This is a genomic window from Pseudomonas frederiksbergensis, from assembly GCF_000802155.2.
Classification (GTDB): Bacteria; Pseudomonadota; Gammaproteobacteria; order Pseudomonadales; family Pseudomonadaceae; genus Aquipseudomonas; species Aquipseudomonas frederiksbergensis_A.
On sequence record NZ_JQGJ02000011.1, the window covers coordinates 139,838 to 163,304 of the forward strand.

Sequence of the window (23,467 nt, forward strand, 5' to 3'; positions counted from 1 at the left end):
TGAATATTCGTATTTGAAGGTTTGCCAGATGCTGATTATCCCCGCTATCGATCTCAAGGACGGCGCTTGCGTACGTCTGCGCCAGGGCCGTATGGAAGACTCCACGGTGTTTTCCGATGACCCGGTGAGCATGGCCGCCAAGTGGGTGGAGGGCGGCTGCCGTCGCCTGCATCTGGTCGACCTGAACGGTGCCTTCGAAGGGCAGCCGGTCAATGGCGAAGTGGTCACGGCCATCGCCAAGCGCTATCCGAACCTGCCGATCCAGATTGGCGGCGGCATTCGTTCGCTGGAAACCATCGAACACTACGTCAAGGCCGGCGTGAGCTACGTGATCATCGGCACCAAGGCCGTGAAACAGCCCGAGTTCGTCGCCGAAGCCTGCCGCGCCTTCCCGGGCAAGGTCATCGTCGGCCTCGACGCCAAGGACGGTTTTGTCGCCACCGATGGCTGGGCTGAAGTCAGCACCGTGCAGGTGATCGACCTGGCCAAGCGTTTCGAAGCCGACGGCGTGTCTGCCATCGTCTACACCGACATTGCCAAGGACGGCATGATGCAGGGCTGCAACGTGCCGTTCACCGCCGCCCTGGCTGCCGCCACCAAGATCCCGGTGATCGCCTCCGGCGGCATCCATAACCTGGGCGACATCAAGTCGCTGCTCGACGCCAAGGCGCCGGGCATCATCGGCGCAATCACGGGCCGTGCGATCTATGAAGGCACCCTCGATGTCGCTGAAGCGCAAGCTTTCTGCGATTCGTACAAAGGCTGAGGACTCACCATGGCGCTGGCCAAACGCATCATCCCTTGCCTGGACGTGGACAACGGCCGGGTGGTCAAGGGCGTCAAGTTCGAGAACATCCGTGACGCCGGCGACCCGGTGGAAATCGCTCGTCGCTACGACGAGCAGGGTGCCGACGAAATTACCTTCCTCGACATCACGGCCAGCGTCGATGGCCGCGACACCACGCTGCATACCGTCGAGCGCATGGCCAGCCAGGTGTTCATTCCACTGACAGTGGGCGGCGGCGTGCGCACCGTGCAGGACATCCGCAACCTGCTCAATGCCGGGGCGGACAAGGTTTCGATCAACACCGCAGCGGTGTTCAACCCTGAATTCGTCGGCGAAGCGGCCCAGCACTTCGGCTCGCAGTGCATCGTCGTGGCCATCGACGCGAAGAAGGTCTCCGGCCCGGGCGAAACCCCTCGCTGGGAAATCTTCACCCACGGTGGGCGCAAGCCCACGGGCCTGGACGCCGTCGAGTGGGCGAAGAAAATGGAAGGCCTGGGCGCCGGTGAAATCCTGCTGACCAGCATGGACCAGGATGGCATGAAAAACGGCTTTGACCTCGGTGTCACCCGCGCCATCAGCGATGCCCTGGGCATCCCGGTGATTGCATCCGGTGGCGTCGGCAACCTGCAGCATCTGGCCGATGGCATCCTCGAGGGCCATGCCAGTGCGGTGCTGGCGGCGAGCATCTTCCACTTCGGTGAATACACCGTGCCGGAAGCCAAGGCCTACATGGCGCATCGCGGTATCTGCATTCGCTGATCGCTGGACACCATGGCGAGCCCAAGGCACTCTTGGGCACACCATGGATTGCGGTAGCCCGACATGCTCAAACGCCTCGTTCTTGCCTTTGCCGGTGCCACGTTGTTGCTTGCGGGCACCGTCCGTGCCGCTGATACATCGCTGGTGTTGCTAACGGAAAATTTCCCCCCGTACAACATGGCCAAGAACGGCAAGAACTTCGCCCAGGACGAAAATATCCATGGCATTGCCGTGGACATCGTCCGCGAAATATTCAAGCGCGCCGATATCTCCTACAGCCTGACATTGCGTTTCCCTTGGGAGCGGATCTACAAACTCGCCCTGGAGAATCCGGGCTACGGCGTGTTCGTCATGGCGCGGCTGCCGGAGCGTGAAAAGCGCTTCAAATGGGTCGGCCCCATCGGTCCGGACGACTGGATCATGCTCGCCAAGGCCGACAGCAAGATCGCCCTCGACTCGCTGGAGCAGGCGCGCCAATACAGGATCGGTGCCTACAAAGGCGATGCGATTGCCGAGACGTTGGCCAAGCAAGGGCTGAAGCCGATGGTCGTGTTGCGCGATCAGGACAACGCCAGGAAGCTGGTCAATGGCCAGATCGACCTTTGGGCCACCGGCGACCCCGCCGGGCGTTACCTGGCGCGTCAGGAAGGGGTGGACGATCTCAAGACGGTGCTGCGATTCCACAGTGCCGAGCTGTACCTGGCCTTGAACAAGGACGTGCCTGACGACGTGGTTGCCCGGCTTCAAGCGGCGCTGGATGAACTGCGCAAGGAAGGTGCGGTGGATGCAATCATGGCGCGGTATCTGTAGGCATTCCACCCGACGATGGCGGCGACGCGGTCGCCGCTACCGATAAACCCCATCCTTTCCATGCCCGACCATCGCCCGATTGCTGCGCAGGCTGATCATCGACTTGATGTCGATCCATTCGATGCCCTGTGCCTTGAGCTTGGGTAGTTCGCGTTCGAGCACGGCCAGGGTCTGCGGGTAGGGGTGGCCGATCATCACGGCCGAGCCTTGCCGGCGAGCCAGGTCGATGGCGGTCTGGAGTTGCTGGGCGATGGCGGCTTCGGTGCGTTCGTCGTCCAGGAATACATCCCGCGAGACACTGGCGAGGCCGATCCTCTGCGCCTCGGCGGCGGCAACCGTCTTGGCGCTGGTGCGGCTGTCGACAAAAAACTTGTGTCGTTGTTGCAGGTTCGCCATCAACCACGCCATGGCCTGGGGTTGGGCGGTCATGCGACTGCCCATGTGGTTGTTGATCCCGCTGGTGTAGGGCACGGCGGCAAACGCGGCGTCCAGGCGTTTGCCCAATTCTTCGATGGGCAATTCCGGATGCCAGGCGAACGGCCCGGTGGCCGGGTCCATGGGCATGTGGAGCATGACCAGTTTGCCGGCGCGATGGGCTTCGCGAGCGAATTCGGCGGCATGGGGCGTGTCGGGCATGATCGCGGCGGTGACGGGGCCAGGGAGGGCCAGCACCCGGCGATCCCGAGGCAGGTTTTGCCCCAGGTCGTCGATGATCAGGCTCAGGTACGCCTTGCGCGGCGAGGAGGCGGTGGCGGAGGCCGCGTTAACGGCACCCGCCAACAGGCACAGCAGGATGAAAATCGAACGCAGGCCCATCTCAGCGGCCGGAGGTGATGTTCAATCCCTTGAGCAGGCTCAAGGCCTGGGCCAACTGATAATCGTCATCCTGCGGCATTGGCTTGGCCTTGGCACCGGAACCGGTCGGTTTGTCGGCGCCGCCGTTGCCATTGCCCAAATGACCTTGCAGGTCGGCTTCCTTGAAGTACTCGCTGTCCGCCTCGCTGGTGATCTTGGCCTTGCGCACTTCGATGTCCGGGACGATGCCCTGGGCCTGGATGGAGCGGCCGTTAGGCGTGAAGTACAACGCGGTGGTGATTTTCAGGGCACGCTCGTTGTTCAGCGGCAACACGGTCTGCACCGAGCCTTTGCCGAAACTGGTGGTGCCCATGACCACGCCACGCTTCTGGTCTTGCAGGGCGCCGGCGACGATTTCCGAGGCCGAGGCGCTGCCGCCGTTGATCAGCACGACCAATGGCACGGCTTCGCTCAGGTCGTTGCCGGTGGCCGAGAAGCGCAGTTCGGAATTGGCGATGCGGCCCTTGGTGTAGACGATCAGGCCCTTGGTGATGAAGTGGTCCACCACTTCGACAGCCGATTGCAACACGCCGCCGGGGTTGTTGCGCAGGTCCAGCACCAGGCCGTTGAGTTTCTTGCCGTTGTCCTTGCGCAGCTTGGCCAGGGCCTTGGCGACTTCTTCGCCGGTCTTGACCTGGAACTGGGTGATGCGGATGTAGCCGTAGCCCGATTCCAGCAACTGGCTCTTCACGCTCTTGACCTGGATGACGGCCCGCGTGAGGGTCACGTCGAACGGCGTGCCGCCGTCGCGCACCAGGGTCAGGGTGATTTTTTCGCCGATCTTGCCGCGCATCTTGTCCACGGCTTCGGTCATGCTCTGGCCGCGGGTCGGCTGGCCATTGATCTTGACGATGAAGTCACCGGCCTGGATGCCGGCCTTGGAAGCGGGGGTGTCATCGATCGGCGAGACCACCTTGACGAAACCGTCCTCGCTGCCGACCTCGATGCCCAGGCCGCCGAACTCGCCGCTGGTGCTTTCCTGCAGCTCGGCAAAATCTTCAGGGCCCAGGTAGGCGGAATGTGGGTCGAGGTTGCTGAGCATGCCCTTGATGGCATTCTCCAGCAGCATCTTGTCGTCCACCGGTTCCACGTACGCGGCCTTGATCCGGTCCATGACTTCGGCAAAGGTGCGCAGTTCATCCAGCGGCAGCGGGGCCTTGGTGGTGGCTGCCGTAGCGGCCGTCGACGCAGGCGCGGGTTGCGCGGCGAAAGCCAGGGGCGCACCGATCACGAGGGCGATCGTCAGGGCCAGCGAGGTGAGGCGGGACAAATGCAGCATGTCGAACGAACTCCTTAATAGGATGGGCGCGCTTATCCTTGCGCACGACACCATTGGGCCGGGTCACTGGGGCGACCCTGCTGACGAATAGCGAAATACAGTGCTGGCGTATCCTGCCCGCCACTGTTGCCGACCGTGGAGATGGACTCGCCGGCCTTGACCACGTCACCCGCTGACTTGAGCAGCGTCTGGTTGTGGCCGTAAAGGCTCAGGTATCCGTTGCCGTGATCGAGGATCACCAGCAGGCCGGCGCCGCGCAGCCAATCGGCAAATACCACGCGCCCGCCATGTACGGCGTGCACTTGGCTACCGGCGGAGGCGCTGATCATGACGCCGTCCCACTTGGTGCGGGTGTCGTCGCCGCGGGTTTCGCCGAAGCGCGCAAGTAATCGACCATTGACCGGCCATGGAAGTTTGCCCCGGGCCGAACCAAAAGCACCGCCGAAGGTTTCGCCGTTGCTGGAAACCAGTGTGCCGGGGCTCGATTTTGCCGGTTTGCGCGGCGCGTCGCCGGCGTCCGCGTCGGCCTGGGCCTCACGCAGGCGCTTTTTTTCGGCTTCCTGCTGGGCGATCAGCGCTTTCTGGCGCGCTTCTTCCGCCTCCCGAGCCTGGCGAGCCAGGGTTTCCTCGATGGTCTTCAATACTTTGGCCAATTCGGCCTGGTCTTGCTCGCGGGCCTTGAGTTTGCTGTCGCGAGCCTTCACGTCGTCATTGAGCTTGGCCAGGGCCACCTGGCGCTCCTTGCGGACCTTCTCCAGTTCTTCGCGCTGGGTGTCGAGGCTGCTTTTCTGCACCAGCAACTGGGCTTGTTGCAATTCGATGTCTTTTTCGACATTGGCCAGTTGGCGCAGGGTCTCGTTGAAGCTCTTGAGCTGTTCCAGGCGTGCCTGGCTCAGGTAATCGTAATAAGTGAGGGTGCGGGCGAATTTCTCGGGGTTCTGCTGGTTGAGCAGCAGCTTGAGGTATTCCTGGCGACCGTTCTGGTAGGCCGCCCGGGCCTGGATCGCGATCAGCTTTTGCTGTTCAGTGCGCGCGCTCTGGAGTTTTTTTTCTCCCCATCGAGCCGCTGCAGCTCGGATTCGCTTTTCTTCAGCTCTTTCTGCAGGGCCTCGACCTGCTTCTCCAGCTTGCCCATCTCGGTCTCGGTACCGCGCAGGTCTTTCTGCACGCTGGATTTCTCTTCCTGCAGCTTGCCCAGCAGTTTCTTCAGCTCGGCGATGTCCTGACGCGTGGCTTCCAACTGTTGTTGGGTTTGCGCGCGCTCGTCGGCGAAGGCCGGTTGAAGCAGGCAGGTCAGAGCAAGGGCTATCAGGACGCGGAGCATAGAGGCGGGCGGCACCAGGGTAAGGGACGGCCTAGTATGCCCGCCCCACGCTGCAAAAAAAACGCCCATTTGGGGCTGTGTGATAACTGGCCGAAAAAACCCCAAACCCTCTGTGGCAGCGAGCCTGCTCGCGAAGAGGCCATAACATCCAACAGTGACGTTGACTGTCATACCGTTTTCGCGGGCAGGCTCGCTCCCACACAGGTAGGTCTGGATCAGACCAGGATCGAGGTCCCGGTCATTTCCGCCGGTTTTTCCATGCCCAGCAACATCAGCATGGTCGGCGCAACGTCAGCCAGCACACCGCCCTCACGGACCTTGAAGTCGCGCTTGCCGACATAGATGAACGGCACCGGCTCGGTGGTGTGGGCGGTGTGGGCCTGGCCGGTGGATTCATCGGACATCTGCTCGACGTTGCCATGGTCAGCCGTGATCAGGGCTTCGCCGCCGACTTTCTCCAAGGCGTCGACGATGCGACCCACGCAAGTGTCCAGGCATTCCACGGCCTTGACCGCCGCCTCGAACACACCACTGTGGCCGACCATGTCGCCGTTGGCGTAGTTCACCACGATCACGTCGTAACGCTGGTTTTCAATGGCGTCGACGATGCGATCGGTCACTTCCGGCGCGCTCATCTCCGGTTGCAAGTCGTAGGTGGCGACTTTCGGCGAGGGGATCAGGATGCGTTCTTCGCCCGGGAAGGGTTCTTCGCGGCCGCCGGAGAAAAAGAACGTCACGTGGGCGTACTTCTCGGTCTCGGCGATGCGCAGCTGGGTCTTGCCGTTTTTCGCCAGGTAGTCGCCCAGCACGTTTTCCAGGCTGCCGGCGGCAAAGGCGGATGGCGCGGGAATGCTGGCGGCATATTGGGTCAGCATCACGAAGCCGGCCAGTTTTGGCTGGCGGGCGCGCTCGAATTCCTTGAAATCATCTTCGACGAACACCCGGGTCAGCTCGCGGGCACGGTCGGCACGGAAATTCATGAACACCACGGCGTCGCCGTCTTCGACTTTGACCGGCTCGCCGAGGGTGGTGGCCTTGACGAATTCGTCGCTTTCGCCCCGCTCATAGGCGGCTTGCAGGCCTTCCTGGGCGGTGGCGGCGTTGAATTCGGCGTTGCCGTCGACGATCAGGTTGTAGGCCTGGGCGACGCGGTCCCAGCGATTGTCACGGTCCATCGCAAAGTAGCGGCCGATCAGGCTGGCGATCCGGCCCTTGCCCAGGGCCTTGAAGGTGTCGTCCAGTACCTTGATCGACGACTCGGCGCTCTTGGGCGGCGTGTCGCGACCATCGAGGAAGGCATGCAGGTAGATGTTCTGGGCGCCGCGCTTGGCGGCCAGTTCGGCCATGGCGACCAGATGATCCTGGTGGCTGTGCACGCCACCGTCGGACAACAGGCCCATGAAATGCACGGCTTTGCCGGCGGCCACGGCTTTATCCACGGCGGCGCAGATGGTCGGGTTTTCGAAGAAATCGCCGTCGCGGATCGACTTGGTCACACGGGTGAAGTCCTGGTACACCACTCGGCCCGCGCCGAGGTTCATGTGACCGACTTCGGAATTGCCCATCTGCCCGTCCGGCAGGCCGACGTCCATGCCGCTGCCGGAGATCAAGCCGTTCGGCACGGTGGCCCACAGGCGATCGAGCACGGGCTTCCTGGCCGCGTATACGGCGTTGGATTCGTGGCTGTCACTGTGACCGAAGCCGTCCAGAATCATCAGGACCAAAGGTTTAGGCGTGGTAGTCATGGAATCCACTCGTGGCTGGTTAAAAGAAGACGATGGAAAAGGGACGGGCAGTTTAAAGGTAAGTTCCGGTGCCGTCACCGCCGGGCGGGGTTTGGCCGGCCTTGCGCGCTGTGTATACTGGCCGACATTTTAACGCCCTGGAACCTCCTTCGATGGTTGCTCACCTGATTGAATTTGCCACTAACCACTACATTCTCGTCGGTATCTTCGTCGTACTGCTGGCATTGCTGGTTGCCCATACGATGCAGGGCGGCGGACGCAGCCTGAGCACTGGCGAGCTGACCGCGCTGGTCAACAAGGACGCTGGTGTCGTGGTCGATATCCGTCCGAGCAAGGATTACGCCGCTGGTCACATTGTCGGCGCGCTGAATATCCCGCAGGACAAACTGATCGCACGCGTGGGCGAGCTGGAAAAACACAAGGCCAAGACGCTGATCCTGGTCGACGCCCAAGGCCAGCAGGCCGGTACCCTTGCCCGCGAACTGATGAAGTCCGGCTTCACCGCCGCCAAACTGTCCGGTGGCGTTGCAAGTTGGAAAGCCGACAATCTGCCCCTGGTGAAGTGACATGTCCCACGTAGTTGTCTATTCCAGCGATTACTGCCCTTACTGCTCCCGAGCCAAGCACCTGCTCCAGAGCAAAGGCGTGGCTTTCGAAGAGATCAAGGTCGATGGCAAGCCGCAATTGCGCGCGCAGATGAGCCAGAAGGCCCGGCGTACCTCCGTGCCGCAGATCTGGATCGGCGACACCCACGTGGGCGGTTGCGATGACCTGTATGCCCTGGAGCGCGCCGGCAAGCTCGACGCGCTGCTCAAGGCCTGAATTCCTATTAATAGACTGAAGTAAGAAGGATCTGCGATGACTGACCAACAGAACACTGCTGCCACTGAAGAAGCCGCACCGCAATTCTCCTTGCAGCGCATCTATGTCCGCGACTTGTCCTTCGAGGCCCCGAAAAGCCCGGCGATCTTCCGCCAGCAGTGGGAACCGAGCGTGGCCCTGGACCTGAACACCCGCCAGAAAGCCCTGGAAGACGACTTCCACGAAGTGGTGCTGACCTTGTCGGTGACCGTGAAGAACGGTGACGAAGTGGCATTCATCGCTGAAGTGCAGCAGGCCGGGATCTTCCTGATCAAGAACCTGGATGCGGCTTCGATGAGCCACACCCTGGGCGCGTTCTGCCCGAACATCCTGTTCCCTTACGCCCGCGAAACCCTGGACAGCCTGGTGACCCGCGGTTCGTTCCCGGCCCTGATGCTGGCGCCGGTGAACTTCGATGCCCTGTATGCCCAAGAACTGCAGCGCATGCAGGAAGAAGGCGGCGCGACCGTCCAGTAAACGGCGCTCCAGGCCTGGATACAGAACCTGTGGGAGCGAGCTTGCTCGCGATGAACGATGACGCGGTTTTGCAGTTGAACCGTCTCGACCTCATCGCAAGCAAGCTGGCTCCCACAGGTGTTTCTGGCTGACAGCAAGGGCTTCAGGCGAAGCCGTTCTGCCGCCAAGCCTCGTAAACCGCCACCGCCACGGTGTTGGACAGGTTCAGGCTGCGGCAGCCTTCGCGCATCGGCAGGCGCAGGCGTTGTTCCGCCGGCAGGGCGTCCAGCACCTCGGCCGGCAGGCCACGGCTTTCCGGGCCGAACAGGAATGCATCACCGGCGACGAAACTGGCATCGTGGAACGGTCGCGAGCCTTTGGTGGTGAAGGCGAACAGACGTGGATGCCCCAGGCTTTCCAGGCAACTGGCGAGGTCGGCGTGTCGCTGCAAGGTGGCATACTCGTGATAATCGAGGCCGGCGCGGCGCAGGCGCTTGTCGTCCATGTCGAAGCCCAGCGGTTCGATCAAATGCAGGTGGCAGCCGCTGTTGGCACACAGCCTGATGACGTTGCCGGTATTGGGCGGTATTTCCGGTTGAAAAAGGATGACGTGAAACATGCACGGCTCCGCAGATAAAGATGAGCGGCATTCTACGCCGCAAACCGATCAACGTTCGAAGCTAATGCCTCGGGTGATGGGCTCGCTGGCGATCTTCGGCATGATGGTCGGATTGATGATCGGCCGCCTGACGACGCCTGATCCGAGTGCGCTGCAACAGATCGAGGCGGGTGATGGCGTGCTTGTCGCCTGGTTCAACAATGAACCCAAGCTCCACGGGGAAACCATCGATGGCTCCGTGGCGCTGCTCTTCCAGGCCGAAGGCCGGCCGCAGAAGGGCCAGCTCAAGTTCAACGGCAAGGACGTGAACTGGCGGGTGCGGTTGAGCGACAAGGGGTTGTTGCTGACGTTGGTGGCGGCGCGTCCGTTGCGAGGAGAGTGGACCGGCAGCGAGGTCGATGACCGCTGGCGGCTGGAGATCCGTCTCCAGGAGCAATAAAAGAGGGAATCCCCGGCCTGCCTGTACCAAGGTCCCCAAAACGGGGGGGCTCGCGCTCGGCGCAGGGCCCTGGGTGTAAAGAAGGGAAACCTTGACCTGCCTGTATCAAGGCCCCCAAAACAGTGGGCTCGATGAGCCCGGTATAAAAGAGGGGAATCCCCGGCCTGCCTGTACCAAGGTCCCCAAAACTGGGTAGTGATCTAGCTATTGCAGGGGGCGTGCCAGTTTTAAATGGCTTGTCACAAAAACATCGTTGTAGATGCGCAAAGCCCCGTATTCCGGGGCTTTGGCTTTTTCCATGGGCTGGTTTCCGAGCTGGGTCCACCGGCTTTTGGCTTATCGCAGTGGGCAATTGCAGCTCGCAGTGCATTGAAGCGGTGCATAAATCCGTTGTGGGAGCGGGCTGATCAGCCCTCATCCCCGTCGTCATCATCCCCACCATCAACCTTCATCCCCAATTCCTTGATCTTGCGGGTCAAGGTGTTGCGGCCCCAGCCCAGCAGCACGGCGGCGTCGCGGCGGCGGCCGGCGGTGTGCTTGAGGGCGGTTTCGATCATGATCCGCTCGAAGCTCGGCACGGCGCTGTCCAGCAGACTCGATTGACCTCGGGCCAACGCCTGGTCGGCCCATTGGCGCAGGGCCTGTTCCCAGTTGGTCACTGGCGCCGAATCCTGTGGCAGGCTCAACAGCTCCGGTGGCAAGTCGCTGATATGCACTTCGCGACCCGACGCCATTACCGTGATCCAGCGGCAGGTGTTCTCCAATTGCCGCACGTTGCCGGGCCATGGCAGGTTCTTGAGGTATTCCTCGGTTTCACTCTTGAGCAGCTTGGGCTCCACCGCCAGTTCCTGGGCAGCACGGCCAAGGAAATGCCGGGCCAGGGTCGGAATGTCTTCGCGGCGGTCGGCCAGGCGCGGGATGTGGATGCGAATCACGTTCAGGCGGTGGAACAAGTCTTCCCGGAACTTGCCGGCGTGGACCAGGGTTTCGAGGTTCTGATGGGTCGCGGCGATAATTCGCACATCGACCTTCACCGGCGTATGGCCGCCCACTCGATAGAATTCACCGTCCGCCAGTACCCGAAGCAAGCGGGTCTGGGTGTCAGCCGGCATGTCGCCGATTTCATCGAGGAACAGCGTGCCGCCATCAGCCTGTTCGAAGCGTCCGCGTCGCAGGTTGGCCGCGCCGGTAAACGCGCCTTTTTCATGGCCGAACAACTCGGATTCCATCAGATCCTTTGGGATCGCCGCCATGTTCAAGGCAATGAACGGCGACGCCGCCCGCGGGCTGTGGCGGTGCAGGGCGTGGGCCACCAACTCCTTGCCGGTACCCGACTCGCCGTTGATCAACACGGTGATGTTGGAGTGGCTCAGGCGGCCGATGGCGCGAAACACTTCCTGCATCGCCGGCGCTTCGCCGATGATTTCCGGTGTGCGAGCCAGGGCCGGCACTTCTTCCAGGCCTTGTTGCTCCTGGGCGTGCTGGTTGGCGCGCTTGACCAGGGAAACGGCTTCATCGACATCGAACGGCTTGGGCAGGTATTCGAACGCGCCGCCCTGATAGGACGCCACCGCGCTGTCCAGGTCGGAATGGGCGGTCATGATGATCACCGGCAACCGTGGATGCTGCTCGCGGATCCTCGCCAGCAGGTCCAGGCCGCTGGCGCCGGGCATGCGGATGTCGGAGATGATCACGTCCGGCTGCTGACGGGCCAGGCGGCTCATCACCCCATCGGCGCTGTCGAAGCTCTGGGTGGTCATGCCTTCCTGTTGCAAGGCTTTTTCCAGGACCCAGCGGATAGAACGGTCGTCATCGACGATCCACACGGTTTCACTACGGCTCATGTCGATGTGGCTCCTTGTTCCAGTGGCAGGAAGATCGAAAAAGTGGTGTGGCCGGGGTGGCTCTCACATTCGATCAAGCCCTGATGCTGACTGATGATGTTCTGGGTGATGGACAGCCCCAGCCCGGTACCGTCCGGGCGGCCGCTGACCATGGGGAAGAAGATGGTTTCCTGCAGCTCCGTAGGGATGCCCGGGCCGTTGTCGATGATTTCGATCTTGGTCACCAGGCGATGGCGCACGTGGCCGATGGTGAACTGGCGCATGGCGCGGGTGCGCAGGCTGATGCGGCCCAGGCGCAGCTCGTTCTGGCTACTGATGGCCTGCATGGCGTTGCGCACGATGTTCAGCACCGCCTGGATCATCTGTTCACGGTCGATCAAGACGTCGGGAATGCTTGGGTCATAGTCGCGCACCAAAGTGATGCATCCCTGGCTTTCGGCTTCGACCAGGCTGCTGACGCGTTCCAGAACCTCGTGGACATTGCAAAGGGCCAGCGACGGCAGCTTATTCGAGCCAAGCATGCGGTCCACCAGGTTACGCAGGCGGTCGGCTTCCTCGATGATGACGTTGGTGTAGTCCTTGAGGCTTTCTTCCGGCAGCTCCCGAGCGAGCAATTGCGCCGCGCCACGAATGCCACCCAACGGATTTTTGATCTCATGGGCCAGGCCCCGTACCAGCATCTTGCTGGTTTCCTGCTTGGACAACTGCGCCTCCTCCTTGGTGATGCGCAGCAGGCGATCACGGGGATGGACTTCCAATAGCAAGAGGGTGGCGTGGTTGTTCAGGATCGGCGTGACCGCGTAGTCGACGGTCAGGGTCTGGCCGGTCAGGGCGGTGAGCATCGCTTCGCGCTTGGTGAACGGGTGGGCCTGTTCCACGGCCTGGCGCAGCGAGTTGAGCGCTTCTGCAGATTCGGTAAACAGTTCGCTGATGAACTGCCCGTGACTGCGCTGGCCGCTGACGGCCAGGAGCATCTCCGCCGCCGGGTTCATGTACTCGAGGCGCAATTCGGCGTCGAGCAGGATCGTCGCGGTGGTGAGGTTGTCGAGCAGCAAGCGGTGTAGTGCGTCGCTAATGGTCATCAGGACCTCTTTTAAAGCGTAGCAATCGGAGGCAAGCCCTCAAATTGCGCGCGCGATTAATGCGCTGATACCAGGAAAATGCAAAAACCAAACCAAGGCTCCGAAAAGAAGCGTTTATAGCCTCAATCAGGCGTTATGCGCCCGTTTGCGTGGCGTTATGCCAGCTTTTTCGGGTAGTTTCGAACCAAAATGGGTTGGAATTTGAGTAGGGTGCGCAGCGGTGCACCAATATGGTGCTCCACTTTATAGGGCATTAGAAGAACGGCAGGATGCTGCTTTCTTCTTCCTCTGGTTTGTCGGCGAGTGGGCACTCGGGACGTTTCCCATAGTCGGCCTCTGCGCAGGGCTTGACGCGGCGCTTCTGCGCCAGGGACATACGTTGCATGTGGAAGGGTTGGTTGGCGGTGCGTTCGACGATCCGGTCGCGCTCATCAAGGATCTCCACGGCCAGGCGGTGGGTGCCTCGATCGACGTTTTTCAGCGCGAATACCGGGCTGGGCCCCGGTGCGCCAGTGGGTTTGCCGTCCAGCAACAGGCGATAGCGATGGCCTTTCTGCAGGCCGGGTTCGCTGGTGGCGGTGACGATCAGCTCCCCGGCGGTGCTGCGTATCGTGGCGTCCGGTTCGGGAATCAGCAGCCGGAGCATCTCGTAACGAAACAGGGGTTCGGGTTTTGATTCCTCGGCTGGCGCTGTCGAGGTCGCACCGGAGGGCGGGACCTGCATCCTGTTGCCTGGCGAGAGTTGCAGCTTCTTGGCATTGCCGGGGCGTGGCTGATCGGTGAAGACGCGATTGCCTTGGGCGTCGATGTAGGTATAGACCTGCGCCAGGCCCGGCGATGCGCTCAATAACAGGCCGACGGCGAGCAGCCAGCGGTTCACGGAAGGTGTACCCGCTGCACGGTGAAGGTGACCGTTTCGCTCTGCTGCACGAGGCGCTCACCGTCAATGACCTGGACCGCCAGGCTGTGCTCGCCGCGGTCGATGTTCACCAATTGCAGCCGTGGCACATTGCTCGGCTGGCCGTAGGGCTGGCCGTCCAGCAGCAACCTGAACAGATGGGGGCTTTGCAGGCGCGGTTGTGTCCGGACGCTGACGGTGAACGTGCCATTGTTGGCGCGCAGGGCCTCTTCGGTGGGGATGTCGACCAATTCCAGCAGGTCGTAGGTGTTGCGCGGCGCGTCGTCGCTTTCCCGGAGCGGGGGCGCTTCCTGGGTGGTCGGAGCCTGGGTTTCAACGCTGTTGAGCGGCGGCAGCTCCACCGCCTGGGCCGGCACGCCGTCGGGGGGCTGGTTGCTGTAGGCGGTGTTACCGTCGGCGTCGGTGTATTTGTAGATCTGTGCGGCGGCGGGCAGGGCCAGCAGCAACAAGAGCAGGATTGAAAAACCACGACCCATGGAAAATCGACCGAAAATAAAAAGTGATGAATGCAGCATAGGCCAGGGCGGATGGTTGGCCCAAGTTGTTGTGCTGCTCCCACGAAGGGAGGTGGGGTGGCTCAGGATTTTGGGGGGATGCACAGCCCGCCGGTCGCCCGGATCAGGGCCAGCCGGTGCACTGGATGCTGCTTGTTGTGGTGGGTGGCTTGGGCCAGCCATTGCGGGCACTGCGGGTCGGCGCGGTATGGGGCGAAGTCGGAGAGTTGTTGCAGCAGGCGCTTTTGCAGGCGGTCGAGCTTGGGGCGGATCTCGCCCACCAGGTCCGGCCGTGGCAGGTCTGGTGCCTTGCCATCCAGGGCCCAGTCGGACAGGTTGATGTACTGCACCAGTTTGTTGGCTTCTATCTGGGCGGCGAAAAACGTTTCCACGGTTTCGCCGTCCAGCTTGTAGATCGGCGCTTGGGCCACGGCGGCGGCAATCACTTCGCGCTCGCGCGGACGGTCCTCCACGGGTTTGCCACTGTCCCATTTGCTCAGTGCCACTTGATCGGCGATCAGCAGACGTTCGCCGATGGCATTGAGTAACGGGGTCAGGGCGTCCGGGGCGTTGCCGGCCTCGGCTGTGGAACACAGCAGTGCGGCAGACAGGGCGAGGCAAATCTTCAAGCGGGGAGTCATTGGCAATCTCGTCTTGTAGGGGGGACGAGGCATCATGCACTTATCCTGCGCCCATGAAAAAGGCCTCCCGAAGGAGGCCTCTTTTTAGTTCGCGCCGTGCGTGGCGGCGCTTACCGGATCAGCAGCTGTAGTACAGCTCATATTCCAGTGGGTGTACGAAGGTGCGGACCTTGATTTCTTCTTCGCTTTTCAGTGCGATGTAAGCGTCGATGAAGTCATCGCTGAATACGCCGCCCTTGGTCAGGAACGCACGGCCCTTGTCCAGCTCTTCCAGGGCTTCTTTCAGGCTGCCACAAACCTGTGGGATTTCCTTGGCCTCTTCAGGCGGCAGGTCATACAGGTTTTTGTCAGCGGCATCGCCAGGGTGGATCTTGTTCTGGATACCGTCCAGGCCAGCCATCATCAGTGCAGCGAAGGCCAGGTATGGGTTGGCAGCCGGATCCGGGAAACGCGCTTCGATACGGCGGGCTTTCGGGCTGTTCACGTAAGGGATACGGATCGAGGCGGAACGGTTGCGAGCCGAGTAGGCCAGCATCACCGGGGCTTCGAAGCCTGGGACCAGACGCTTGTAGGAGTTGGTCGACGGGTTGGTGAAGCCGTTCAGGGCCTTGCCGTGCTTGATGATACCGCCGATGAAGTACAGGGCGGTGTCAGACAGGCCGGCATAACCTTCGCCTGCGAAGGTGTTCTTGCCGTCTTTGGAGATCGACATGTGCACGTGCATGCCCGAACCGTTGTCGCCGTACAGAGGCTTCGGCATGAAGGTCGCGGTGCGGCCGTAGGCGTCGGCAACGTTGTGTACGCAGTACTTGAGGGTCTGGACTTCGTCAGCCTTCTTTACCAGCGTGTTGAACTTCACGCCGATTTCGTTCTGGCCGGCAGTCGCCACTTCGTGGTGGTGAACTTCGACGGTCTGGCCCATTTCTTCCAGTGCGTTGCACATGGAGGTACGGATTTCGTGGTCGAAGTCGAACGGTGGAACCGGGAAGTAGCCGCCCTTGATACCTGGACGGTGGCCTTTGTTGCCGCCTTCCACGTCCTGGTCGGACATCCACGAACCCTGTTCGGAGAAGATCTTGAACATGGAACCGGAGATGTCGGACTTGAACTTGACCGAGTCGAAGATGAAGAACTCAGGCTCTGGACCGAAGAAAGCGGTGTCGCCGATACCGGTGGACTTCAGGTATTCCTCGGCGCGGTGGGCGATGGCGCGTGGGTCGCGGTCATAGCCTTGCATGGTCGAAGGTTCGATGATGTCGCAGACCAGGATCACGGTCGGCTCTTCGGTGAACGGGTCCAGGACGGCGGTTTCGTCGTCCGGCATCAGGATCATGTCGGAGGCTTCGATGCCTTTCCAGCCGGAGATGGAGGAGCCGTCGAACATCTTGCCGATTTCGAAGAAATCTTCATCCAGCGCATCACGGGCCGGCATGCTCACGTGATGTTGAGTACCTTTGGTGTCAGTGAAGCGCAGATCAATCCATTTGACGTCATGATCTTTGATGAGTTGAACCGTCTTCGACATATGTCCTCCGGGTGGCTTCGGGCGGGTAGTGGAGTGCCCTTAGATATGGTTGATGCCGGCGCGAATACTCTGCCAAGGCAACCTGCCTCACAAGGGAGCAAATTGCATGCCAGTGCCCCACCATGGGTTTTTTGCACCAAATCCACGCTTTTAAAGGCGTAAATCAAAGATTGTCAGACAATAACGCACTGCAATGTTGCGCAGTCAATCGATAATGACCTGTTTTGGTGCATGCAAAACCATCTTCACATTAACTGGTTAAACCTTGAGCAATTTCCGCTATAATCCGCGCCCCCCTTTTTCGGCTGGCCGTTCGCGCGCTGTTTTCATGAAACTAATCGTAAAAGTCTTCCCCGAGATCACCATCAAGAGCCGCCCGGTACGGATGCGTTTCATCCGCCAGTTGGCCAAGAACATCCGTGCCGTGCTCCGTGACCTGGACCCGGCCGTGGTGGTGAACGGCGTGTGGGACAATCTCGAACTGGAAACCCGCGTCAGCGAACCCAAGCTCCTCAAGGAAATGACCGAGCGCCTGAGCTGCATGCCGGGCATCGCGCATTTCCTGCAGGTCGACGAATATCCGCTGGGGGACTTCGACGACATCCTCGCCAAATGCATGCTCCATTATGGTGATGCCCTGGCCGGGAAGATCTTTTCCGTACGCTGCAAGCGCGCCGGCAAGCACCCGTTCAGTTCGATGGACGTGGAAAAGTACGTCGGCAGCCAGTTGCGCCGGCAATGCGGCGCCGCCGGTATTTCGCTGAAAGACCCGCAGATCGAAGTGCGCATCGAAATTCGTGACCAGCGGTTGTTCGTGATCCACAGCCAGCACGACAGCATCGGCGGCTACCCGCTGGGCTCCCTGGAGCAGACCCTGGTATTGATGTCCGGTGGCTTCGACTCCACCGTTGCCGCCTACCAGATTATGCGTCGCGGCCTGATGAGCCATTTCTGCTTTTTCAACCTTGGCGGTCGTGCCCACGAACTGGGCGTAATGGAAGTGGCGCACTTCATCTGGAAGAAGTACGGCAGCTCCCAGCGCGTGTTATTTGTGAGCGTGCCGTTCGAGGAAGTCCTGGGCGAGATTCTCGGCAAAGTCGATAACAGTCATATGGGCGTCATTTTGAAGCGTATGATGTTGCGTGCCGCGACGAGCATCGCCGACCGCCTGCACATCGACGCGCTGGTGACCGGCGAGGCGATTTCCCAGGTGTCGAGCCAGACGCTGCCGAACCTGTCGGTGATCGACTGCGTGACCGAAAAGCTCGTGCTGCGTCCGCTGATTGCCAGCCACAAGCAGGACATCATCGACACGGCCAATGAGATCGGCACCGCCGATTTTGCCCGGCACATGCCGGAGTATTGCGGAGTCATCTCGGTCAATCCGAAGACGGCAGCCAAGCGCGGGCGCGTGGAGCACGAAGAGAAAGAATTCGACATGGCGGTACTCGAACGCGCGATCGAGAACGCCAGGCTGGTACCGATCGATCGGGTCATCGACGAGTTGGGCCAGGACATCCAGATTGAAGAAGTCGGCGAAGCGCTGGCCGGTCAGATCATCATCGATATCCGTCATCCGGACGATGCTGAAGACGATCCGCTGAGCGTTGCCGGCGTCGAGGTACAAACGATGCCGTTCTATGCAGTGAACGCGCGTTTCAAGGAACTGGACCCTACTCGCCAGTACCTGCTGTATTGCGACAAAGGCGTGATGAGTCGCCTGCATGCCCACCATTTGCTCAGTGAGGGGCATGCCAATGTGCGCGTTTATCGACCGAGCTAAGTGCCCGGGGCTGTTTGCCTGTGGCCTGCGTCACCGGCCCCCCGACGCCGCCGACACGCTGTAACTGTCGGACTCTACTGTAAATCGCTGCCACGACCTGTCAGCACACCGAATCCTCTGATCGAGATACACAAGTGATCGAAAATCTACGCAACATCGCCATCATTGCTCACGTTGACCATGGTAAGACCACCCTGGTAGACAAACTCTTGCGTCAATCCGGCACCCTGGAGCGCAACGAGCTCAACGACGAGCGCGTGATGGACTCCAACGACCAGGAAAAAGAGCGCGGTATTACCATCCTGGCGAAAAACACCGCCATCAACTGGAACGGCTACCACATCAACATCGTGGACACCCCGGGCCACGCCGACTTCGGTGGTGAAGTAGAGCGCGTGATGTCGATGGTCGACTCCGTGCTGCTGCTGGTTGACGCTCAAGACGGCCCTATGCCGCAAACCCGTTTCGTGACCAAGAAGGCTTTCGAAGCCGGCCTGCGTCCGATCGTATGCATCAACAAGGTTGACCGTCCAGGCGCGCGTCCGGACTGGGTCCTGGACCAGATCTTCGACCTGTTCGACAACCTGGGCGCCACCGAAGAACAGCTGGACTTCAAAGTCGTCTACGCCTCGGCCCTGAACGGTATTGCCGGTCTGGACCACACCGAAATGGCTGAAGACATGACCCCGCTGTACCAGTCGATCGTCGACAACGTACCAGCACCGAAAGTCGACCGTGACGGTCCGTTCCAGATGCAGATTTCCGCACTGGACTACAACAGCTTCCTGGGTGTTATCGGTGTTGGCCGTATCGCCCGTGGTCGCGTCAAGCCGAACACTCCTGTCGTGGCTATCGGCGCCGACGGCAAGCGCCGCAACGGTCGTATCCTGAAGCTGATGGGTCACCACGGCCTGCACCGTGTAGACGTTGAAGAAGCAGCAGCTGGCGACATCGTCTGCATCAGCGGCATGGACTCGCTGTTCATCTCCGACACCCTGTGCCACCCGGACACCGTCGAAGCGATGAAGCCGTTGACCGTCGACGAGCCAACCGTTTCCATGACCTTCCAGGTCAACGACTCGCCATTCTGCGGTAAAGAAGGCAAGTTCGTGACGTCCCGTAACATCAAGGAACGTCTGGACAAAGAGCTGCTGTACAACGTTGCACTGCGCGTTGAAGAAGGCGACTCGGCTGACAAGTTCAAGGTCTCCGGCCGTGGCGAACTGCACCTCTCGGTACTGATCGAAACCATGCGTCGCGAAGGCTTCGAAATGGCTGTAGGCCGTCCGGAAGTGATCATCCGTCTGGTCGATGGCGTGAAGCACGAACCGTTCGAAAACGTCACCATCGACCTGCCGGAAGAATCCCAGGGCAAGGTGATGGAAGAGATGGGCCTGCGTAAGGGCGACCTGACCAACATGGTGCCGGATGGCAAGGGCCGTGTACGTCTGGAATACAACATCCCTGCTCGTGGCCTGATCGGTTTCCGTAACCAGTTCCTGACCCTGACCAACGGTGCTGGCATCCTGACCTCGATCTTCGACCGTTACGACGTGATGAAGTCGGGCGACATGTCCGGCCGTCAGAACGGCGTTCTGGTTTCGGTTGAAACCGGCAAGGCACTGACCTACTCCCTGGAAACCCTCCAGGCGCGTGGCAAGCTGTTCGTCGAGCATGGCCAGGAAATCTACGGCGGCCAGATCGTGGGTCTGAACAGCCGTGACAACGACCTGGGCGTGAACCCTACCAAGGGCAAGAAGCTCGACAACATGCGTGCTTCGGGTAAAGACGAAACCATCGCCCTGGTTCCACCTGTTCGCTTCACCCTGGAACAGGCCCTGGAATTCATCCAGGACGACGAGCTGTGCGAAGTGACGCCTAAGTCGATCCGCCTGCGCAAGAAGATCCTGGACGAAAGCGAGCGTACCCGCGCCGCCAAGAAAGCCAAGGCCTGATTGCCTTAGCCTCGGCTGAATGAAAAACGCCCCCGGTTGTGAGACCGGGGGCGTTTTTTTATGCCTGGGATTTATGTTGTGTCTGTCAGCGCCAAACCATCAGGGAATCAAAACCGATCCAGCGTCCGCGGATTACGCTCGCGCTCCACTTCCTTGGGCTTATAGGCGCAATAGCCTGGCCTTGGCCCGACCCGCGGATGGTTGCGGCAGGTGTCCGGGCGCTTTTCGTAAATGGTGCACAACCGGCTCTTGCGGTCCAGATACAGGCAGTCGTTGTTGCTCATGCGTTGCAACGTGAAGATTTCCGACTTCTGGTTGTAGCGCTCGACGATCCCTTCTTTTTGCAGGCGCTTGGCGATGTTCTTCGGCGGGTCGCCCAGTTCGAACTCATCGACGATGCCAATCCGGATCAGGTCCTTGATCTTGACCTCCACCGGCAGCGTGCAGCAGCTCGATATGCAGGAACCGCACATCGGGGCGGAGTACTTGGCCCAGGTATCGAGTCGGTCGATCTCCGCGGCGGCGATCAGGTTGGGCTTCATCATCGGTGTGTACCAGCATGCATCAGGGCGCGCGATCATACCGGGACTGGTGAAATTTTGAACGACCATCTGCCGGTTTTTTTTGCGTCCCGACAAAACCTCCCCGCAGCGGCACGGCCCCTGCATTCATTCGCCCATCGGCAATTCCTTGGCGACGATTCTCCGACGCTCGCGGAAAAACCACCGAACCAAGAGCCTGTACCGTCTGTCAGACCGACTAGGCTCAGACAATTCCATGCTCGTTCGAGGTCTCATCAATGACTCAAGAACCACTTGTTCGCGAAGCTGAGGTTGCGGCATTTCGCGACGCCGTGTTGACCAAACTCACTTATGCCGTCGGCAAGGACCCCGATCATGCGTTTGATCACGATTGGTTCGAAGCCATAGCCCTTGCCGCCCGCGACCACATGGTCGAACACTGGATGGACCACACGCGGCAGATCTACCGCAAGGGCCAGAAGCGCGTCTATTACCTCTCTCTGGAATTTCTGATTGGTCGCTTGCTCTACGACAGCCTGAGCAACCTCGGCCTGCTGGACACCGCTCGCGAAGCGTTGACGGAACTGGGCGTGGACCTTGAGCGCATCCGCCTGCTGGAGCCCGACGCGGCCCTGGGTAACGGTGGTCTCGGCCGTCTGGCGGCGTGCTTCATGGAGAGCATGTCCACGCTGGGCATCGCCGGCCATGGCTACGGTATTCGTTACGAGCACGGCTTGTTCCGCCAGGCGATTGTCGATGGCTGGCAGCAGGAGCAGACCGAGCACTGGCTCGATTTCGGCAACCCATGGGAGTTCGAACGGCCGGAAGTGGTCTACCCGATCGGCTTTGGGGGCAGCGTCGAAACCGTCACCGACGACACCGGCAAGACCCGCCAGGTGTGGTCTCCGGCCGAAACCGTGCGCGCCATCGCCTACGACACGCCGGTGGTGGGTTGGCGCGGTGCCAGCGTCAACACCCTGCGCCTGTGGCGGGCCCGGGCCATGGAAGAGTTGCACCTGGAGCGCTTCAATGCCGGCGACCACCTCGGCGCCGTGGCCGAAGTCGCCCGGGCCGAGAGTATCTCCCGCGTTCTGTACCCGGCCGACAGCACCGAGGCCGGCCAGGAATTGCGTCTGCGCCAAGAATATTTCTTCGTCGCCGCCTCGTTGCAGGACTTGCTGCGCCGTCATCGCAACATGCACACCTCGGTGCTGACCCTGGGCGATCACGCCGCGATCCAGCTCAACGACACGCACCCATCCATCGCCGTGGCCGAACTGATGCGCCAACTAGTGGATGTCTACGATGTGGCGTGGGATGCGGCCTGGCAGATCACCCAGGACACGCTGTCCTACACCAACCACACGTTGCTGCCCGAAGCCCTGGAAACCTGGCCGGTGGGGCTGATGGAGCGCATGTTGCCGCGGCACATGCAGATCATCTACCTGATCAACGCCCAACACATCGATTCACTGCGAGCCAAGGGCGTGCACGATTTCGACGTGCTGCGCTCGGTGTCGCTGATCGAAGAGGACAACGGTCGCCGGGTGCGCATGGGCAACCTGGCATTCCTCGGTTCCCACAGCGTCAACGGCGTGTCCGGGCTGCATACCCAGTTGATGCGCAGCACGGTGTTCTCCGAGCTGCACAAACTCTACCCCGAGCGGATCAACAACAAGACCAACGGCATCACCTTCCGCCGCTGGTTGTTCCAGGCCAACGCCGAGTTGACCTCGATGATGGTCGACGCCCTCGGCCCAAGCGTGCTCGACAACCCCGAGGAACGCCTGATCGAACTGGAGCCGTTCGCCGACAAGCCGGCGTTCCGCAAGCAGTTCGCCGAGCAGCGGCTGCACAGCAAGAAAGCCCTGGCCTATCTGATTCACGAGCGCCTGGGCATCGCCGTCAACCCGGCGGCGATGTTCGACGTCCAGGTCAAGCGGATCCACGAATACAAACGCCAATTGCTCAACCTGATGCACACCGTGGCGCTGTACCAGGCAATTCGCGCCGAGCCGGAAGTGGACTGGGTACCGCGGGTGAAGATCTTCGCCGGCAAGGCTGCCGCCAGTTATCACCAAGCCAAGCTGATCATCAAGCTGACCAACGACATCGCCCGGGTAGTGAACAACGACCCGACCGTGCGCGGCTTGCTCAAAGTGGTGTTCCTGCCCAACTACAACGTCAGCCTGGCCGAAAGCATCATTCCGGCGGCGGACCTGTCGGAGCAGATATCCACGGCCGGTTTCGAGGCTTCGGGCACCAGCAACATGAAGTTCGGCCTCAACGGCGCGCTGACCATCGGCACCATGGACGGCGCCAACGTGGAGATGCACGACCGCGTCGGTGGCGAGCACATGTTTATCTTCGGCCTGACCGCCGAGCAAGTGGAAGCGCGCAAGCGCAACGGTGAATTCAGCGCCGCGCCGGACATCGCCGCGTCCCATCGTCTCAACGATGTGCTGCAGGCGATTCGTGGCGGTGTGTTCTCGCCGGACGATCCGATGCGCTACACCGGGCTGGTGGACTCGCTGGTGGATTACGACCGCTTCCTGGTCTGCGCCGATTTCGACGCCTACTGGAACGCCCAGGCCAAGGTCGAAGAGAAGTGGCACGACTCCAAGCAGTGGTGGCGCTCGGCGGTGCTCAATACCGCACGCATGGGTTGGTTCTCCTCGGACCGGACCATTCGCGAATACGCCACCGACATCTGGAAGGCTCTGGAGTAAACGTTGCAAGAAATGTGAGCGAAGCCCAACGGCGGTTGGG

At 61.0% G+C, this 23,467-nt stretch carries 21 protein-coding genes and 1 pseudogene; 10 read left to right on the forward strand and 12 right to left on the reverse strand.

Annotated features, from left to right (window positions below; translation table 11 throughout):
• Positions 1-28: 28 nt before the first annotated feature.
• From hisA to JZ00_RS20105, 3 genes are all read left to right on the forward strand, one after another.
• Complete coding sequence (gene hisA, locus JZ00_RS20095; RefSeq protein ID WP_039592700.1) at positions 29-766, forward strand: 1-(5-phosphoribosyl)-5-[(5-phosphoribosylamino)methylideneamino]imidazole-4-carboxamide isomerase; 738 nt, start codon at positions 29-31, stop codon at positions 764-766.
• 9 nt (positions 767-775) lie between these two features.
• The gene (gene hisF, locus JZ00_RS20100; RefSeq protein ID WP_003196830.1) at positions 776-1,546 is read left to right on the forward strand and encodes an imidazole glycerol phosphate synthase subunit HisF; all 771 of its coding nucleotides are present in this window, start codon (positions 776-778) and stop codon (positions 1,544-1,546) included.
• A 63-nt stretch (positions 1,547-1,609) separates the two neighbouring features.
• Positions 1,610-2,356 (forward strand): substrate-binding periplasmic protein, encoded by a 747-nt coding sequence (locus JZ00_RS20105; RefSeq protein ID WP_039592701.1) that lies wholly within the window; start codon positions 1,610-1,612, stop codon positions 2,354-2,356.
• A gap of 36 nt (positions 2,357-2,392) precedes the next feature.
• Here JZ00_RS20105 and JZ00_RS20110 read toward each other — a convergent pair whose 3' ends face one another.
• The 4 genes and pseudogenes from JZ00_RS20110 to gpmI all read right to left on the reverse strand — a co-directional run bounded on the left by JZ00_RS20110 (position 2,393) and on the right by gpmI (position 7,559).
• On the reverse strand, positions 2,393-3,172 hold the full coding sequence (locus tag JZ00_RS20110; protein ID WP_039592702.1) for a divergent polysaccharide deacetylase family protein: 780 nt from the start codon (positions 3,170-3,172) through the stop codon (positions 2,393-2,395).
• Position 3,173: 1 nt separating this feature from the next.
• A complete protein-coding gene (locus tag JZ00_RS20115) occupies positions 3,174-4,490 on the reverse strand; it encodes a S41 family peptidase (protein ID WP_039592703.1) in 1,317 nt (438 codons plus the stop codon).
• Between the two features lie 32 nt (positions 4,491-4,522).
• A pseudogene (locus JZ00_RS30370) lies at positions 4,523-5,814 on the reverse strand (murein hydrolase activator EnvC family protein).
• A 215-nt stretch (positions 5,815-6,029) separates the two neighbouring features.
• The gene (gpmI, locus tag JZ00_RS20130; RefSeq protein ID WP_039592705.1) at positions 6,030-7,559 is read right to left on the reverse strand and encodes a 2,3-bisphosphoglycerate-independent phosphoglycerate mutase; all 1,530 of its coding nucleotides are present in this window, start codon (positions 7,557-7,559) and stop codon (positions 6,030-6,032) included.
• Positions 7,560-7,711: 152 nt separating this feature from the next.
• Between gpmI and JZ00_RS20135 the strand changes: the two genes are divergently transcribed.
• The 3 genes from JZ00_RS20135 to secB are packed head-to-tail and all read left to right on the forward strand — an operon-like array spanning position 7,712 to position 8,897.
• Positions 7,712-8,125: a rhodanese-like domain-containing protein gene (locus tag JZ00_RS20135; RefSeq protein ID WP_039592706.1), complete on the forward strand. Its 414-nt coding sequence runs from the start codon at positions 7,712-7,714 to the stop codon at positions 8,123-8,125.
• Between the two features lies 1 nt (position 8,126).
• Complete coding sequence (gene grxC, locus JZ00_RS20140; RefSeq protein ID WP_039592707.1) at positions 8,127-8,381, forward strand: glutaredoxin 3; 255 nt, start codon at positions 8,127-8,129, stop codon at positions 8,379-8,381.
• Positions 8,382-8,417: 36 nt separating this feature from the next.
• Positions 8,418-8,897 (forward strand): protein-export chaperone SecB, encoded by a 480-nt coding sequence (gene secB / locus JZ00_RS20145; protein ID WP_039592708.1) that lies wholly within the window; start codon positions 8,418-8,420, stop codon positions 8,895-8,897.
• A 142-nt stretch (positions 8,898-9,039) separates the two neighbouring features.
• Here the strand turns inward: secB and trmL are convergent, their stop codons facing one another.
• Entirely contained in the window at positions 9,040-9,495 is a 456-nt protein-coding gene (gene trmL / locus JZ00_RS20150; protein WP_039592709.1) for a tRNA (uridine(34)/cytosine(34)/5-carboxymethylaminomethyluridine(34)-2'-O)-methyltransferase TrmL, read from the reverse strand.
• Between trmL and JZ00_RS20155 the strand changes: the two genes are divergently transcribed.
• Positions 9,494-9,934, forward strand: a complete 441-nt coding sequence (locus JZ00_RS20155) for a hypothetical protein (protein WP_039592710.1) — start codon at positions 9,494-9,496, stop codon at positions 9,932-9,934. The genes trmL and JZ00_RS20155 overlap by 2 nt on opposite strands.
• Before the next feature lie 407 nt (positions 9,935-10,341).
• Here JZ00_RS20155 and ntrC read toward each other — a convergent pair whose 3' ends face one another.
• From ntrC to glnA, 6 genes are all read right to left on the reverse strand, one after another.
• Entirely contained in the window at positions 10,342-11,778 is a 1,437-nt protein-coding gene (ntrC, locus tag JZ00_RS20160; protein WP_039592711.1) for a nitrogen regulation protein NR(I), read from the reverse strand.
• A complete protein-coding gene (gene glnL, locus JZ00_RS20165) occupies positions 11,775-12,860 on the reverse strand; it encodes a nitrogen regulation protein NR(II) (protein ID WP_039592712.1) in 1,086 nt (361 codons plus the stop codon). The genes ntrC and glnL overlap by 4 nt, the downstream gene beginning before the upstream one ends.
• 253 nt (positions 12,861-13,113) lie before the next feature.
• Positions 13,114-13,740 carry a DUF4124 domain-containing protein gene (locus JZ00_RS20170; protein WP_039592713.1) on the reverse strand — a complete coding sequence of 209 codons (627 nt, stop codon included), beginning with the start codon at positions 13,738-13,740 and terminating at the stop codon, positions 13,114-13,116.
• Entirely contained in the window at positions 13,737-14,255 is a 519-nt protein-coding gene (locus JZ00_RS20175) for a DUF4124 domain-containing protein (RefSeq protein WP_039592714.1), read from the reverse strand. The genes JZ00_RS20170 and JZ00_RS20175 overlap by 4 nt, the downstream gene beginning before the upstream one ends.
• A 101-nt stretch (positions 14,256-14,356) precedes the next feature.
• Positions 14,357-14,914 (reverse strand): chorismate mutase, encoded by a 558-nt coding sequence (locus tag JZ00_RS20180; RefSeq protein WP_039592715.1) that lies wholly within the window; start codon positions 14,912-14,914, stop codon positions 14,357-14,359.
• Between the two features lie 118 nt (positions 14,915-15,032).
• Positions 15,033-16,439 (reverse strand): type I glutamate--ammonia ligase, encoded by a 1,407-nt coding sequence (gene glnA, locus JZ00_RS20185; RefSeq protein ID WP_039592716.1) that lies wholly within the window; start codon positions 16,437-16,439, stop codon positions 15,033-15,035.
• Positions 16,440-16,767: 328 nt separating this feature from the next.
• Between glnA and thiI the strand changes: the two genes are divergently transcribed.
• Positions 16,768-18,222 carry a tRNA uracil 4-sulfurtransferase ThiI gene (gene thiI / locus JZ00_RS20190; protein ID WP_039592717.1) on the forward strand — a complete coding sequence of 485 codons (1,455 nt, stop codon included), beginning with the start codon at positions 16,768-16,770 and terminating at the stop codon, positions 18,220-18,222.
• Positions 18,223-18,356: 134 nt separating this feature from the next.
• Entirely contained in the window at positions 18,357-20,177 is a 1,821-nt protein-coding gene (gene typA, locus JZ00_RS20195; protein ID WP_039592718.1) for a translational GTPase TypA, read from the forward strand.
• A gap of 107 nt (positions 20,178-20,284) precedes the next feature.
• Here the strand turns inward: typA and JZ00_RS20200 are convergent, their stop codons facing one another.
• The gene (locus tag JZ00_RS20200) at positions 20,285-20,722 is read right to left on the reverse strand and encodes a YkgJ family cysteine cluster protein (protein WP_039592746.1); all 438 of its coding nucleotides are present in this window, start codon (positions 20,720-20,722) and stop codon (positions 20,285-20,287) included.
• 254 nt (positions 20,723-20,976) lie between these two features.
• On the opposite strand from JZ00_RS20200, the gene JZ00_RS20205 reads away from it, so the two are divergent.
• Entirely contained in the window at positions 20,977-23,427 is a 2,451-nt protein-coding gene (locus tag JZ00_RS20205; protein WP_039592719.1) for a glycogen/starch/alpha-glucan phosphorylase, read from the forward strand.
• Positions 23,428-23,467: the final 40 nt, after the last annotated feature.

Bases quoted from the DNA above. Each gene is read 5' to 3' on its own strand.
- JZ00_RS20110 (WP_039592702.1), bottom strand. From the start codon at position 3,172: ATGGGCCTGCGTTCGATTTTCATCCTGCTGTGCCTGTTGGCGGGTGCC.
- JZ00_RS20135 (WP_039592706.1), top strand. From the start codon at position 7,712: ATGGTTGCTCACCTGATTGAATTTGCCACTAACCACTACATTCTCGTC.
- hisA (WP_039592700.1), top strand. From the start codon at position 29: ATGCTGATTATCCCCGCTATCGATCTCAAGGACGGCGCTTGCGTACGT.
- trmL (WP_039592709.1), bottom strand. From the start codon at position 9,495: ATGTTTCACGTCATCCTTTTTCAACCGGAAATACCGCCCAATACCGGC.
- secB (WP_039592708.1), top strand. From the start codon at position 8,418: ATGACTGACCAACAGAACACTGCTGCCACTGAAGAAGCCGCACCGCAA.
- gpmI (WP_039592705.1), bottom strand. From the start codon at position 7,559: ATGACTACCACGCCTAAACCTTTGGTCCTGATGATTCTGGACGGCTTC.
- ntrC (WP_039592711.1), bottom strand. From the start codon at position 11,778: ATGAGCCGTAGTGAAACCGTGTGGATCGTCGATGACGACCGTTCTATC.
- thiI (WP_039592717.1), top strand. From the start codon at position 16,768: ATGAAACTAATCGTAAAAGTCTTCCCCGAGATCACCATCAAGAGCCGC.
- JZ00_RS20175 (WP_039592714.1), bottom strand. From the start codon at position 14,255: ATGGGTCGTGGTTTTTCAATCCTGCTCTTGTTGCTGCTGGCCCTGCCC.
- glnA (WP_039592716.1), bottom strand. From the start codon at position 16,439: ATGTCGAAGACGGTTCAACTCATCAAAGATCATGACGTCAAATGGATT.
- grxC (WP_039592707.1), top strand. From the start codon at position 8,127: ATGTCCCACGTAGTTGTCTATTCCAGCGATTACTGCCCTTACTGCTCC.
- glnL (WP_039592712.1), bottom strand. From the start codon at position 12,860: ATGACCATTAGCGACGCACTACACCGCTTGCTGCTCGACAACCTCACC.
- JZ00_RS20115 (WP_039592703.1), bottom strand. From the start codon at position 4,490: ATGCTGCATTTGTCCCGCCTCACCTCGCTGGCCCTGACGATCGCCCTC.
- hisF (WP_003196830.1), top strand. From the start codon at position 776: ATGGCGCTGGCCAAACGCATCATCCCTTGCCTGGACGTGGACAACGGC.
- JZ00_RS20105 (WP_039592701.1), top strand. From the start codon at position 1,610: ATGCTCAAACGCCTCGTTCTTGCCTTTGCCGGTGCCACGTTGTTGCTT.
- JZ00_RS20180 (WP_039592715.1), bottom strand. From the start codon at position 14,914: ATGACTCCCCGCTTGAAGATTTGCCTCGCCCTGTCTGCCGCACTGCTG.
- JZ00_RS20205 (WP_039592719.1), top strand. From the start codon at position 20,977: ATGACTCAAGAACCACTTGTTCGCGAAGCTGAGGTTGCGGCATTTCGC.
- JZ00_RS20200 (WP_039592746.1), bottom strand. From the start codon at position 20,722: ATGATGAAGCCCAACCTGATCGCCGCCGCGGAGATCGACCGACTCGAT.
- JZ00_RS20155 (WP_039592710.1), top strand. From the start codon at position 9,494: ATGCACGGCTCCGCAGATAAAGATGAGCGGCATTCTACGCCGCAAACC.